The organism is Knoellia sinensis KCTC 19936, assembly GCF_000768705.1.
Lineage (GTDB): Bacteria > Actinomycetota > Actinomycetes > Actinomycetales > Dermatophilaceae > Knoellia > Knoellia sinensis.
Genome location: NZ_AVPJ01000009.1, coordinates 24,653 through 38,078, shown reverse-complemented (window position 1 = coordinate 38,078; position 13,426 = coordinate 24,653). Strand labels below are relative to the sequence as shown.

The following is a 13,426-nucleotide window of genomic DNA, read 5'->3' as shown; positions in this document are numbered from 1 at the left end:
TCCCGGCCCACCGGGCAGGAGACTCCGCGCCTCAGGCGGTCGCGGCCACGTCGCGGATGCGCTGCGAGACCACGGTCGTGATGCCGTCGCCGCGCATGCTCACGCCATAGAGCGCGTCGGCGATCTCCATCGTCTTCTTCTGGTGGGTGATGACGATGAGCTGGCTGGAGTCACGCAACTCCTCGAAGAGCGTGATGAGACGCCCGAGGTTGGTGTCGTCGAGTGCGGCCTCGACCTCGTCCATGATGTAGAACGGGCTCGGCCGTGCCTTGAAGATCGACACGAGCAGCGCGACGGCCACGAGCGAGCGCTCACCACCGGAGAGCAGCGAGAGCCGCTTGACCTTCTTGCCGGGCGGGCGGGCCTCGACCTCGATGCCGGTCGTGAGCATGTCGCTCGGATCGGTGAGGACGAGCTGCCCGGAACCTCCCGGGAAGAGCCGCTGGAAGACCCGCTCGAACTGCTCGGCAGTGTCGTGGAACGCCTCGGTGAAGACCTGTTCGACGCGCTCGTCGACCTCCCTGACGATGTCGAGGAGGTCACGCTTGGACTTCTTGAGGTCCTCGAGCTGCTCGACGAGGAACTTGTGCCGCTCCTCGAGCGCAGCGAACTCCTCGAGCGCGAGCGGGTTGACGCGGCCCAGGGCGGACAGCCCCCGCTCGGCCTTGCGCAGGCGCTTCTCCTGCTCGTCGCGCACGAACGGGGTCGGCATCGGCACGTCGCCCTCGTGGTCCGGGCCGGCGACGAACGGGATGAGCTGGTGTGGGCCGTAGTCCTCCATGAGGACGTCAGGGTCCATGCCGAGTTCCTCGACGGCCTTGGCCTGGAGCTGCTCGATGCGCGCGATCTGGCGGGCCCGAGCCACCTCGTCACGGTGTGCGGAGTCGGTGAGTTCGCGCAGTTCGTCCTGGTGCGTGGCCATCTCGAGGCGCAGGGACTGGACGGCCGTGTCACGCTCGGTCCGTTGGCGCTCAGCCTCCTCGCGCAGTCGAGCGGCCCGTTCCAGCGCGGTCGCCATCTTGTCCGTGGCGTATGCCGCCGCTTGGCTCACGGCGTCGGCGATCGTCGCTTCGCGGCGGCGGCGCTCCTGCCGCTGGCGGAGCTTCTCGCGGGCCTGGATCTCGTTGCGGGCGGCACCTTCGAGGGAGTCTGCGCGGCCCTTGAGCGAGCGTGCACGCTCCTCCTTGGTGCGCAGGGTCAGGCGCAGCTCGGTCTCGGCCGTGCGGGCACGACTGGCCGCGAGTTCGAGGGCGTCGCGTTCGTCGGTCGAGGGGTCCTCGGACTCCGTCGGCTCGGCGCTGGCCTCGTCGAGCCGGGTCGACAAGGCCTCGAGTTCGGTCCGGTCGGTGGCGAGCGCGGCCTCGGCGTCGGCGATGGTGCGTTCGGTCCGCTCCACCTCCGCTCGGCTCGTGCGGATGGTCGACTGGAGCCCGCCCAACTGCTCGGCGACGGCAGCCATCCGGGCGTCGCTGTCGTGGAGTGCCTCGAGAGCGGCCTCGACCCGTTCGGTGGCAGCGGCATGCTTCTCGCGCTCGGACGTCAGCCCGAATCGGGTCTGCTCGGCCCTGCTCGTGGCCGCGGTCATTGCGGCCTGCGCGTCCTCGAGGGCCGACTGGATCTCGAGAAGTGACTGGCCGCTGCTCGAGCCGCCGCGCACCCAGCCGGGGGCAAAGACGTCTCCGTCGGCGGTCACCGCGGTGATGCCCTCACCCCGGGCGACCAGGGCGAGCGCGTGCTCGGAACTGGGCACGAGGGCGACCCGATCGAGGAACTGCTCGACCGCCGGGAGGACCTCGGCCGGGGCAGCCACGACGTCACGGGCCCACACTGCTGAGCCGTCGAGCACCGGCCACGACGAGCGCACCGAGGGGGCTGCTGTCTCGCCCACGAGAAGCACGGCCTGACCCTGGTCGTCCCGACGGAGGGCGTCGACGGCTCGGGCTGCGTCCTTGGCCGTGCCGACGGCGAGCGCCTCGGAGGCCCAGCCGAGCGCGGCCGCGATGGCACCTTCGTGTCCCCCGCTCACCTGGAGCAGCGAAGCCACGGTGCCGACGATGCCGTGGTCGGTGGAGTCCGCGCCCGACTCGGACGCGGCAAGCAGTGCGGCTGCACCGTCCTTGCGACGCAGGCTGAGGCCGAGCGCTTCGACCCGAGCAGCAGCCGAGGAGCGGTCCCGCTCGGCCTCACGTTCCGTGGCTTCGAGCGCGGCAATCCGGGATTCGATGTCGGCGAGCTCCTCGGCAGCGGTCTCGTAGGCGCTGTCGAGCCCCTCCTCACCCTCCTCGTCGTGGGCGACGGTGCCCTCGAGCCGGGAGAACTCGCGCTCGGCCTCCGTGGCCCGCGTCTGCGATGCCTCGATGATGCCGCGCAGACGGCCGATCTCGGCCTCACCGGCTTCGATCCGGCTGCGCCGCGCGCCCACCTGACCGGCGAGCTTGGCCAAACCCTCACGACGGTCGGCCGCGGCACGGGCGAGACGGGACAAGCGGTCCTGCTCCGCGGCATACGACTTCTCCGCCTCCTCACGGGAGGTGACAGCGGTCGCGAGCTGCTCGGCCGCCGTCGCGACCTCGGCGAGGAGCTTCTGCTCAGCCTCGCGGGCCTGAACGGCCTGAGCGCGCAGCTCCTCGGGGTCACGGCCGGTCGTGGCCTCGTCGACGTCGTCCTGGCTCAGGAGGCGGACGCGCTCACGAGCGACGGAAGCCGTCGACTCGAGGCGGTCGCGCAGTGACTGGAGCCGGACGAAGCGATCCTGGGAGCGACCCAGCTCCGGCGCGGCGTCCGCGGCCTGGCGCTCGAGCTCGGTGATCCGCGAGCGCAGTGACTCGAGGGCGTTCTCGACGGTCGTGCGGCGCTCGATCAGGGCTGACTCGTCGGCCACCTCCTGCTCGAGCGTCGAGGTCAGCTGGACGAGGTCGTCGGCGACGATGCGGAGGCGGGCATCACGCGCGTCGGCCTGGATGACGGCCGCCTTGCGCGCTGCCTCGGCCTGACGCCCGAGCGGTCCCAGCTGGCGACGGATCTCGCCGGTGAGGTCGTGGACGCGGGTGAGGTTGGCCTCCATCGCGTCGAGTTTGCGCAGGGCCTTCTCCTTGCGCTTGCGGTGCTTGAGGACGCCTGCGGCCTCCTCGATGAAGCCGCGCCGCTCCTCGGGGGTGGCGCGCAGCACGGCGTCGAGCTGCCCCTGACCCACGATGACGTGCATCTCGCGGCCGATTCCGCTGTCGGACAACAGTTCCTGGATGTCGAGGAGTCGGCTGGGGGTCCCGTTGATGGAGTACTCGGAGCCGCCGTTGCGGAACATCGTCCGGGTGATCGTCACCTCGGTGTAGTCGATCGGCAGCGCACCGTCGGTGTTGTCGATCGTCAGGCTGACCTCGGCACGCCCGAGCGGGGGACGGCCCGCGGTGCCGGCGAAGATGACGTCCTCCATCTTGCCGCCGCGCAGGGTCTTGGCCCCCTGCTCCCCCATGACCCAGGCGAGTGCGTCGACGACATTGGACTTGCCGGAGCCGTTGGGTCCCACGATGCAGGTGATGCCGGGCTCGAGGCGCAGGTTCGTGGCCGAGGCAAAGGACTTGAACCCCTTGAGGGTCAGGCTCTTGACGTACACGCGATGGCTCTCGGTTCCTCGGGGACAGCGGGTTGAGCGATCACTGTACCGGCGGGGTCGTCGCCCGTCGGGGACCTGAGAACGCGCCTGCGTTGCCTGTGACGGGTGGGATGAGAGTGACTGACTGGTCGGTGAGCCGGGTCGGCGCCGAGGTCAGCCCTGGGCGATCGTCCTGTGGTGGTGGATGACCTCGGCGATGACGAAGTTGATGAACTTCTCGGCGAACTCGGGATCGAGCCCGCTCTCGTCCGCGAGCCCACGAAGTCGGGCGATCTGGCGTTCCTCGCGGGCAGGGTCCGCTGGCGGCAGACCTTCTCTGGCCTTGAGCTCGCCCACCTGCTGAGTGCACTTGAACCGCTCGGCGAGCAGGTGCACGAGGGCCGCGTCGATGTTGTCGATGCTCGATCGCAGTCGGGCCAGCTCGGGAGGGACGTCGCTCATCGGTCCATCGTAGGAAGGCTCGGCTCCCGTGGGCCGCGCGTCCCACGACGCGGTATGCCGTCCGCCCACCTCCGTCGACATCCTCCCCCCTCACCTCTCGATGAATCCGCGAACGTCCGAGCGGGGCGGGGACTCGAGCGGAGTCGAGACGGACACGACATCGCCGGGGCGGTGGGTCGTCGACGGCTGCTCGGACAACAGCGCCACGAAGCGGTCAACGGCGCCGCGAGGACCCTGGGCCACGACCTCGACCCGCCCGTCCGAGGTGTTGCGAGCGTGGCCGACGAGTCCGAGCTCGAGTGCCCGCGCCCGAGTCCACCAGCGAAAGCCCACACCCTGCACCCGACCACGCACATTCAGCGTGATGCGCACAGGCTGAAGGCCTGCGGCGTCGGGGTCGAGACTCGTCTCCATGGCGCCGATCGTAGGTTGCGCCCACCTCCGCGCGCCTCCGCCACCCTGTCGGTGCGCCTCCATAACCTGAGGGGCATGACCGTGGAGAGCCCGATGACGGGCCCCGGGGCGGCACCGACGCAGACCCGGTCCGTCGCGCCCGCACGCCCGGGAGGTCGCCTGCCGGGACTCGACGGGCTGCGCGCTGCCGCGATCCTCGCCGTCCTCGCCTTCCACCTCGACCCCCGCTGGCTGCCCGGTGGCTTCCTCGGTGTCGACGTCTTCTTCGTCATCTCCGGGTTCCTCATCACGACCCTGCTCGTGCGTGAACACCAGCGCACGGGTCGCGTCGACCTGCGCGGATTCTGGACGCGGCGCGCCCGCCGGCTCCTGCCCGCACTCCTCGTCCTCGTCCCGAGCGTCATCCTCATCGCACGCCTCGTCGAGACCGACCTCCTCGTCGGCATCCGGCGGCAGGCCCTCGGCGCCCTCACCTTCACGAGCAACTGGCTCGAGATCGCGGCCGGCTCCGACTACTTCCACAGCACCGCCCCGCAATTGCTCATGAACCTCTGGTCGCTCGCGGTGGAGGAGCAGTTCTACCTCGTGTGGCCGCTGGTCGCGCTCGCGCTCGTGCGCTTCGCGCCTTCCTCACGTTTCCGAGCCGGCATCGCCGTCGCGCTGGCGCTGGGGTCCGCCGTGCTCATGGCCCTGCGCTTCGATCCGAGCGCCGGCGCCACCCGCGTCTACTACGGCACGGACACCCACCTCATGGGTCTCATGCTCGGCGCGGCCCTGGCCTTCGCTTGGGCGGCCCCGCACCGTGCGTGGACCTCGACGGACGTCTGGCAGCGCGTGCGCGTGCCCCTGGTCGCCGGAGCCGGGGTGATCCTCGTGGTGCTGTTCGCCCTCCTGGACGAGTCCATGTCCTTCACCTTCCGTGGCGGCATCATGCTGGCCTCGCTGGCGACCGCCGTGCTCGTCCTGGGAGTCCTGGAGCGACCCACTCCCCTGCGGACAGTCCTCGACCTTCCGATTCTCCGCTGGATCGGCGAGCGTTCCTACGGCCTCTACCTCTGGCACTGGCCGGTCATCCTCATCATCGAGGCCGACCTCCCCTGGGGCACACGCGGCTCGGACGGCTACATCTGGTCGCGCCTGTGGGCCGTCCTCGTGACGGCGGCCATCGCAGACCTGTCCTACCGCTTCATCGAGTCCCCTGTCCGCGAGCGCGGCTTCCGAGGATCGGCTCGCCACGCGCTGCACACGATCCGGTATGCCGGCACGCGCACCGCCCGGGCCGTCTGGGCCTCGGTCGTCGTCCTCGCGATCACCCTGACCATCGTCATGCTGACGGCGCCGACCCGCACCCGCGTCGAGCAGCTGCTCGATGCCAACGCCGCCGAGGCCACGGCCACCATTCCGACGCCCGGCGCCTCAGCATCGGGGTCTCCGTCACCGGCGCCCACGACGTCCCCATCGGCATCGCCGCCGGCCAAGACCCCCGTCGCCCCCGCTCCCCGATCAGGGAAGCAGACGTGGGCGATGCCCACCGGGGCCGAGATCGACGGCTACGGCGACTCGATGATGGTCGGCAGCATCCACGCGATGCGCTACTACTTCCCCGGCATCCGGATGGACGCCCGCTCCAACCGACAGTGGGCCGAGGGCCTCATGATCGTGACGCAGCGAGGCAAGGCCAACCGGCGCGCCGTGATCCTGGCCCTGGGGACCAACGCGGGCACCGACGTCGAGCGTGCCCGGGCCACCCTCGACGCGCTCGGACCCGACCGCATGGTCGTCATCGTCACGCTCCACGGGCGCATCAACCGCATCGCCTCGGACAACGCGAAACTCAAGGAACTCGTCCAGGGTCGCGACAATGTCGCCCTCGCCGACTGGGACTCCGCGCTCAAGGGCTCCACGGGCCAACTTCAGTCCGACGGCATGCACCCTTCCCTCACGGGGGCCCACCTCTACGCCGAAACCATCCGGCAGGCGTTCGCGGACCTGAGCGAACGGCATACCGGAAAGACCGTCACGCTCAAGGAGCTCCCCCGACCATGACGCTGCCCACCCCACCAGACCACGGTGACCGCTCGACCAAGCCGACGCACGATGACGTGGACGCCTACCTCGCCTCGGTCGAGCCGGCCGCACGCCGCGAGGACGCGCAGGAGGTGCTGCGCGTCATGCGCGAGGTGACGGGCGCCGAACCCGTCCTCTGGGGTACCTCGATGGTGGGCTTCGGCCGCCAGCCCTACACGACGGCGGACGGCAAGGAGCGGGAGTGGTTCGCCGTCGGGCTGGCTCCGCGCAAGGCGGCGCTCACCCTCTACGGCCTGACCTACTACGGCTCCAACGAGGATCTGCTCGGGCGGCTCGGCAAGCACACGACGGGCAAGGGCTGCCTCTACATCAAGCGGCTCTCCGACGTCGACGACTCCGTCCTGCGCGAGCTCATCGAGAAGGCCTGGGCCGAGAACCACACCCCCGCCTGAGCACGCTGATCCGGCTTCCTCGCTCTTTCAGGGCTTGGTCTTATAGGTTATAGGATGTAGGTTGCAAGAATCATTCCCAGGACCGGAGGTCGCTGCCATGCCCGATGGGCCTGTCTTCACCAAGAGCGAGTACGCGTACAGCGAGATCAAGCGGCGCATCCTCGCCGACGAGCTCGCAGCCGGGACGGTCGTGAACCAGGAAGTGCTCTCGGCCGAGTTGTCGATGAGCACCACGCCTGTGCGCGAAGCGCTCAAACGGCTCTCCACCGAAGGCCTCGTGAGGCTCGACAGCTACCGCAACGCCCAGGTCACCGACCTCACCGAGAGCGAGGCCCGCAGCCTCTTTGAAGTCCGGATGAGCCTCGATCCCCTCGCCGTGGAACTGGCCGCCCAGCGCCGCAGCGACGCCGACATCGCCCGCATCTCGCGGACCCTGCAGACTCTGGAGCCCTTGACCGCGAGCGTCGGCGTCGAGGCCTTTGCCGCCCACCGCGACTTCCACCGAACGCTGTACACCGCGTCGGCCAACGCACCGCTGGTCGAAATCCTCGAAGGCCTGTGGGACAAGGCCGACCGCTACCGCCAACTGGGCCTGCGCGAGTCGGCCGGCTCCATGGACGTTGAGCGAGTGCGTCGTGAGCACGAGGCGCTGGCGAGCGCCGTCATTGCCGGTGAGACCGAGCGCGCTGCCCAAGTGATGCGCGAGCACATTGCGCACAGTTTGGGCCGACGCGCCCTCACGGCACTGGAGAGCGGCGCCTGACCGACGATGAACACCACACCCGAACCCAGAACCCTGGTCTCCGGCGGCGCCCGGCACGGATACTTCTCCGTCCCCGAAGTCGACGGTTCCGAGCGGCTGCCGTTCAGCCTCAAGGTGGTTCTCGAGAATCTGCTCCGCAACCGGTCCTCGGGCTTGGTCGGCGCCGCTGACATCGCCGCCGCGGTGGCGCGGGGCCGCTCCGGGACCGTGCACGACCCGGCCGAAATTGCCTTCCACCCGAGTCGCGTCTTCCTGCACGACACCAACGGCGTCCCCGTGCTGACCGATCTGGCAGCGCTGCGTGACGCGGCTGCGGCCGAAGGTCTGACCCCTCAGGTCGTCGATACCCGACTCCCTGCCCACATGACGGTGGACCACTCCGTGGTCACCGACTTATTCGGGCGTCCCGACGCGCCACAGCTCAACGTGCGTCGCGAGTACGAACGCAACAGTGAGCGCTACCGCTTCCTCAAGTGGGGGCAGCAGGCTTTCGAAACCCTGCGCATCGTGCCTCCGGGCGCGGGGATCATGCACCAGGTCAACATCGAGTACCTCGCTGACGTCGTCACTGCGCGTGACGGACTGATCTTCCCGGACACCGTCGCGGGCACCGACTCCCACACGACCATGGTCAACGGGCTGGCGGTCCTGGCCTGGGGTGTCGGCGGGCTCGAAGCGGAGGCCGCACTGCTGGGGCAACCGGTCTCCATGCTCATTCCACCCGTTGTCGGCGTCTCACTCATGGGTGAACTGCGTCCCGGCGTCACCGCGACGGACCTCGTCCTCGCGCTGACCGAGCGCATGCGGCAGACCGGGGTCGTGGGCTCCTTCGTGGAGTTCTTCGGCCCCGGCGTCGCCGCCACGACTGTCGAGACACGCTGCACCATCGCCAACATGAGTCCCGAGTTCGGGTCCACCTGTGCCGTCTTTCCACCGGACGCGCGTCTGCTCGACTACCTCACGCTCACCGGTCGTGCCCCGGAGCACGTCGGCCTGGTCCGCGACTACTTCGAGGCGCAACAGATGTGGCACGACCCCTCGAGCCCGCCGGTTTTCGACCACGTCGTCGAGTTCGATCTCGATCAGGTCGCGCCCAGCGTCGCCGGCCCCCGTCGCCCCCAGGATCGTGTCGGTTTGGGTGACGTCCCGAAGGTGGTTGGGGAGGCGGTTCCCGACACACCCATGCCCGAAAAGTCGCCGGGGCACGGAGCGGTGGCCATCGCCTCGATCACGTCGTGCACCAACACGTCGAACCCAGCCGTGATGATCGCGGCGGGCCTCCTGGCCCGTAACGCGGTGCGGCGCGGCCTCCGTACACCACCATGGGTCAAGACCAGCCTTGCGCCCGGATCGACCGTCGTCACGGACTACCTTCACGACCTCGGATTGATCGAACCCCTGGAGGAACTCGGGTTCGGGCTGGTCGGGTACGGCTGCATGACGTGCATCGGCAACTCCGGCGACCTCCTCCCGGAGATGACGACGCTCGTGCGCCATGAGGGGCTCGCGGCGGCCGCCGTCCTGTCCGGCAACCGCAACTTCGACGGGCGAATCAACAACGACGTGTCGCTCAACTTCCTCGCCTCGCCGCCGCTCGTCGTCGCCTTCGGACTCGCGGGCCGAACAGATCTCGACCTCACGTCCGAGCCGCTCGCGCTCGACGCAGATGGACGCCCCGTCATGCTGGCTGACCTGTGGCCATCGGACGAACAGGTCGCGGAAGCCGCGCGCGGGGCGCTCACACCAGAGATGTTCAGACGTGCCTATGCCACCCTCTTCGATGGCGATGAGAATTGGCGCTCGCTGGAGGCCCCCGAGGGCCCGACCTTCGCGTGGGACCCCGACTCGACCTACCTGCAGCCGCCACCCTTCGTGCATCCGACGCCCCGACCCGACCACGGCGAAATTCGGGGCGCCCGCGTTCTGGAACTGCTGGGGGATTCAGTCACGACAGACCACATCTGTCCGGCCGGCCGGATCCCGAGCAGCAGTCCCGCCGGGAGGTTCCTGACCGCTCGAGGGGTCGACATCCGTGACCTCAACAGCTACGCCTCCCGGCGCGGCAACTGGCAGGTCATGGAGCTCGGCGGATTCGGCAATCAGCGCCTGGTCAACCATCTCGTCCCGGGCCTTCCCGGTGGCCACACGCTCGACCTGACAGCCCAAGAGCCCCAAGTGGTCGACGTGCCCACCGCAGCGCGGGCGTACTCACACATGGAAACCCCGTTGTTGGTCATCGGGGGCAAGGAGTACGGCTCCGGATCCTCCCGAGACTGGGCGGCCAAGGTCACGGCTCTCTTGGGCGTCCGGGCCGTGCTGGCTGAGTCCTTCGAGCGGATCCACCGCTCGAATCTCGCCAACATGGGGGTGCTGCCCCTGGAGTTCTCCACGGGCGAGGACGTGGCTCGGCTCGGCCTCGACGGGCACGAGGTCTTCGACATCACCGGTGTGGACGCGGACGGACTCGCCTCGCGCGCTGCCCGGGTGCGAGCAACCCATCCGCGGACGGGTCGCACGACGGAGTTCGAGGTGACCATTCGCCTCGACACCGAGCGCGAACGCCAGTACTACCTGGCGGGCGGCCTGCTGCCCTACGTCCTGGACGACATCCGAGCCAGTGCGCGTGAGCGCGGGGGCAGAGTCCGCCGAACGCGCGGTCGCGGCTGACACTTCGGGCAGGAGAACGACGAGCGGTTCATGAACTGCTCGCGGCGGATCGGCGTCCCGCAGCGCGCGCACGGCTCCCCCTCCTGCCCGTAGGCGTGCAAGGACCGGTCGAAGTATCCGGACGCTCCGTTGACGTTGACATAGAGCGCGTCGAAGCTCGTGCCCCCTTCGAGCAGGGCGGCCGCCATGACATCCCGTGCGTGGTCGAGAACGCGTGAGATCGTCGGCTTGGTCAGGGTGCTCGAGGGTCGCTCGCCGTGCACCTGCGCCCGCCACAGTGCCTCGTCGGCATAGATGTTGCCGATCCCGGACACCACGCCCTGATGCAGCAGCATCCTCTTGACGGCGCTGTCACTGGCCTTGATCCGGCGGACCACGGCGGCCTGGTCGAATCCCGCCTCGAAGGGGTCTGGAGCGATGTGCCGGATCTGGTCCGGCACCCCGTCGTCGCCGAGGTCATCGAGGGCGAAGCCGCCAAACGTGCGCTGGTCGACGAAGCGCAGCTCGGGGTCGCCGTCGCTGAACGTGAACCGGGCATGGAGGTGCTTCTCGTCCGGGGCATCGGAGGCCTCGACGAGCAGCTGCCCGCTCATTCCCAAGTGGGCGATGAGGCCGAGCCCGGGGTGGCCATCGTCGCCGAGGACCAACCACAGGTACTTGCCGCGACGTCGAGCCTCAACGACGTCGAGGCCGACGATGCGCTCCGCAAGGTCGATCGGCCCAGCGACGTGACGGCGCGCCACTCGCGCCCCGGTGAAGGCCGCGGAGACGATCCGGCGCCCGGCGACGTGATCCTGGAGGCCACGACGGACGACCTCGACCTCGGGCAGCTCTGGCACGAAGGAGTCAGTCCGTCAGGAGATGTCAGGCAGCGGAGCAGTGGAAAGACCGTCGCCGTGGCGCTCCTGCAGGGCCTGCCACGCCTGGGCTGCGGCCTTCTGCTCGGCGTCCTTCTTGGTGCGGCCGACGCCGGCACCATGCTCCACACCGTCGACGAGGACGCGGGCGCTGAAGGTCTTGGAGTGCTCCGGGCCGTCCTCCTCGATGACGTACTCGACGGGACCGGCGGAGTGCAGCGCGCAGATCTCCTGGAGGCTCGTCTTCCAGTCGAGCCCCGCGCCGAGCGTCGCCGACTTCGCCATGAGTGGGTCGAGCAGGTGGTGCACGAGGGCGTCGGCAGCAAGGAGACCGGCACTGGAGTAGGTCGCGCCGATGACGGCCTCGACCGTGTCCGCGAGGATCGAGTCCTTGTCGCGGCCACCGGTGGCCTCCTCGCCACGGCCGAGCAACAGGTAGTCGCCCAGGCCGAGCGTCCGACCGACCGCCGCGAGCGCGCGCATGTTGACCACGGCGGCACGCAGCTTCGCGAGCTGCCCCTCGGTGAGGTCCGGGTGCGTCTCGTAGAGCGTGTCGGTCACGACGAGTCCGAGCACGGAGTCGCCGAGGAACTCCAGGCGCTCGTTGTGCGGCAGACCGCCGGCCTCGTATGCGTACGAACGGTGCGTCAGCGCACGACCGAGAAGCGCCTCGTCGATGTCCCCACCAGTCACCTCGGTGAGGTGCTGGTGAAGCTCAGCGACGGGGCGCTTCGGCGTGAGAGCCGCAGGGCCGTTCGAGCCCCTACCCATGGGGTTGGGCTCAGCCCTGGTGCTCGGTGCGCTCGGCCACGCCGTAGTGGCGGCCGTTGTAGGTCCCGCACGACGGGCACGCGATGTGCGGCTGCGTCGGAGCCTTGCACTGGGGGCACGTGGTCAGGGTGACCGGCGTGGCCTTCCAGTTCGCGCGGCGCGAGCGGGTGTTGGAGCGCGACGTCTTCCGCTTCGGAACAGCCACGTCAGGTCCTCTTCTCTGTCTGCGTCGTGGACGACTCGGACGCGAGGTCCGTGAGAGCCGCCCACCTGGGGTCGATCACGTCATGTGCGTGGTCCGGGTCCTCCTCGAGGCGCATTCCGCATTCGGAACACAACCCCGGGCAGTCCGGACGACACACGGGCTGGAACGGCAGTGCAGGCACCACCGCATCCCGAAGCACCGGCTCGAGGTCGATCAGACCGTCCTCGATGAGGTACTCCTCGGCCGCATCCTCGTCCCCCACCTCTTGGTGGTGGGCGTTGCGATCGGCGTAGGCGAACAATTCCTGGAACCGCCCATCCACTTCGTGGCTGATCGGATCCAGGCACCGCACGCAGGCGCCGGTCGCCGTGCCTTGCACCGAACCGGTGACCAGCACGCCTTCGACGACGGACTCGAGTCGCACGTCGATGTCCAGGGGTTCCCCCTCGGCGACGCGCAACACCTCCGTGCCGAACTCGGCTGGTGCCTCGACCTCACGAGAGAGTTCCGCCATCGAGCCGGGTCGCCGGCCGACCTCCTTGGTGTCGAGCACCATCGGAGACCGAGGATCGAGACGGTTCATTTCCCTTGCCATGGTCGAGTAGTTCGGTCCGTCGTCACGGCTGACGCAGACCGAAGATCAAAGGTACCGGAGGGTGGCCCACCTGCCCAAATGGGGTGAACCCTCACGCGGTGCCGCCCTTGGCCTTGAGGGCCACGAGGACCTCGTCGGGGACGAGGCCGGAGACGTCTCCCCCGAACCTCACGACCTCCTTCACGAGCGAGCTGGACACGTGCTCGAACTGGGGAGCCCCCGGGAGGAAGATCGTCTCGACACCGCTGAGGTGGCGGTTCATCAGCGCCATCGGCAACTCGTAGGCGTAGTCGGTCTCACCACGCAGGCCCTTGACGATGGCCTGGGCGCCGAGGTCACGGCATACGTCGACAAGAAGGCGACCGGCGAACGCCTCGACCCGCACGTGGGAGGCGGCCGGCTCGGGAAGGGCGCGCTCGATGAACCCGATCCGCTCCTCGATGGTGAACGTCCCGGACTTGGCCGGGTTGTGGAGCACGGCGACGATGACCTCGTCATAGAGGGCGGCAGCACGCACGAAGACGTCGACGTGGCCGAGAGTGACGGGGTCGAAGGAGCCGGGGCACACGGCTCGACGCATCTGGGGATCGCTCACGCCAGCCAGCCTACGTTCCAGCAGC

General features: G+C 69.2%; 12 protein-coding genes. 4 read left to right on the top strand and 8 right to left on the bottom strand.

Translation table 11 applies throughout. The features are described 5' to 3' along the window. Window positions 1-31: 31 nt before the first annotated feature. The 3 genes from smc to N802_RS12330 all read right to left on the bottom strand — a co-directional run bounded on the left by smc (window position 32) and on the right by N802_RS12330 (window position 4,468). A complete protein-coding gene (smc, locus tag N802_RS12340; RefSeq protein WP_035916680.1) occupies window positions 32-3,613 on the bottom strand; it encodes a chromosome segregation protein SMC in 3,582 nt (1,193 codons plus the stop codon). Between the two features lie 153 nt (window positions 3,614-3,766). Further along, window positions 3,767-4,054 (bottom strand): chorismate mutase, encoded by a 288-nt coding sequence (locus N802_RS12335; protein WP_035916677.1) that lies wholly within the window; start codon window positions 4,052-4,054, stop codon window positions 3,767-3,769. Window positions 4,055-4,144: 90 nt separating this feature from the next. After that, entirely contained in the window at window positions 4,145-4,468 is a 324-nt protein-coding gene (locus tag N802_RS12330; RefSeq protein WP_052109898.1) for an acylphosphatase, read from the bottom strand. A 75-nt stretch (window positions 4,469-4,543) separates the two neighbouring features. Between N802_RS12330 and N802_RS12325 the strand changes: the two genes are divergently transcribed. The 4 genes from N802_RS12325 to acnA all read left to right on the top strand — a co-directional run bounded on the left by N802_RS12325 (window position 4,544) and on the right by acnA (window position 10,378). Further along, on the top strand, window positions 4,544-6,514 hold the full coding sequence (locus N802_RS12325; RefSeq protein WP_035916676.1) for an acyltransferase family protein: 1,971 nt from the start codon (window positions 4,544-4,546) through the stop codon (window positions 6,512-6,514). After that, window positions 6,511-6,948, top strand: coding sequence for a DUF1801 domain-containing protein (locus N802_RS12320; RefSeq protein WP_052109897.1), 438 nt, complete (start codon window positions 6,511-6,513; stop codon window positions 6,946-6,948). Before N802_RS12325 ends, N802_RS12320 begins: the two co-directional genes overlap by 4 nt. Before the next feature lie 97 nt (window positions 6,949-7,045). After that, entirely contained in the window at window positions 7,046-7,711 is a 666-nt protein-coding gene (locus N802_RS12315) for a GntR family transcriptional regulator (RefSeq protein WP_035916675.1), read from the top strand. 6 nt (window positions 7,712-7,717) lie between these two features. Then, on the top strand, window positions 7,718-10,378 hold the full coding sequence (gene acnA, locus N802_RS12310; RefSeq protein WP_052109896.1) for an aconitate hydratase AcnA: 2,661 nt from the start codon (window positions 7,718-7,720) through the stop codon (window positions 10,376-10,378). On the opposite strand, the gene mutM is transcribed toward acnA, so the two are convergent. The 5 genes from mutM to coaD form a co-directional block, all read right to left on the bottom strand. Next, on the bottom strand, window positions 10,303-11,217 hold the full coding sequence (gene mutM / locus N802_RS12305) for a bifunctional DNA-formamidopyrimidine glycosylase/DNA-(apurinic or apyrimidinic site) lyase (RefSeq protein WP_052109895.1): 915 nt from the start codon (window positions 11,215-11,217) through the stop codon (window positions 10,303-10,305). The genes acnA and mutM overlap by 76 nt on opposite strands. 15 nt (window positions 11,218-11,232) lie before the next feature. Then, window positions 11,233-12,006, bottom strand: a complete 774-nt coding sequence (gene rnc, locus N802_RS12300; RefSeq protein WP_035916673.1) for a ribonuclease III — start codon at window positions 12,004-12,006, stop codon at window positions 11,233-11,235. 10 nt (window positions 12,007-12,016) lie between these two features. Further along, window positions 12,017-12,211: a 50S ribosomal protein L32 gene (gene rpmF, locus N802_RS12295; RefSeq protein ID WP_035916671.1), complete on the bottom strand. Its 195-nt coding sequence runs from the start codon at window positions 12,209-12,211 to the stop codon at window positions 12,017-12,019. A 1-nt stretch (window position 12,212) separates the two neighbouring features. Continuing rightward, window positions 12,213-12,794, bottom strand: a complete 582-nt coding sequence (locus N802_RS12290) for a YceD family protein (protein WP_035916669.1) — start codon at window positions 12,792-12,794, stop codon at window positions 12,213-12,215. 103 nt (window positions 12,795-12,897) lie between these two features. Further along, complete coding sequence (gene coaD / locus N802_RS12285) at window positions 12,898-13,386, bottom strand: pantetheine-phosphate adenylyltransferase (RefSeq protein WP_035916666.1); 489 nt, start codon at window positions 13,384-13,386, stop codon at window positions 12,898-12,900. Window positions 13,387-13,426: the final 40 nt, after the last annotated feature.